Source organism: Sporosarcina sp. 6E9, from assembly GCF_017921835.1.
GTDB lineage: Bacteria > Bacillota > Bacilli > Bacillales_A > Planococcaceae > Sporosarcina.
In genome coordinates this window covers 1-530 of record NZ_JAGEMN010000019.1, presented here as the reverse complement: position 1 = coordinate 530, position 530 = coordinate 1, and the positions used below count along the sequence as shown (strand labels likewise).

The window sequence follows — 530 nt, the reverse complement described above, 5'->3', positions numbered from 1 at the left end:
TTTGAAACGGAACTTCCCTATAGCTTAGGATCGACTGACCCACGTCCAACCGCTGTTCACATGGAACCTTTCCCCACTTCGGTCCTTCAAGTTCTCATTGAAGTATTTGCTACTACCACCAAGATCTGCACTAGAGGCCGTTCCACCCGGACTCACGTCCTAGGCTTCGTCACCGACCTCCACGTCCGCCTACTCCTCGACGCGCCGAGCCCGCGCCGAGGGCGAGGTATGGGTGGGACGCTTGAGCGCCATCCATTTTCAGGGCTAGTACATTCGGCAGGTGAGTTGTTACACAGTCCTTAGCGGATTCCGACTTCCATGGCCACCGTCCTGCTGTCAAGATGTACTAACACCTTTTGTGGTGTCTGATGAGCGTCCACTCCGGCACCTTAACCTCGCGTTCGGTTCATCCCGCATCGCCAGTTCTGCTTACCAAAAATGGCCCACTAGTGTTGTTTCATTCCAGCGTCCGCGTTCAATAAAGTAACGGGGACTTCTTACATATTTAAAGTTTGAGAATGGATGAAGGC

At 53.0% G+C, this 530-nt stretch carries 1 rRNA gene; it reads right to left on the bottom strand.

The features are described from left to right. Window positions 1–530, bottom strand: a 23S ribosomal RNA gene (locus J4G36_RS18260); the annotation flags it as partial.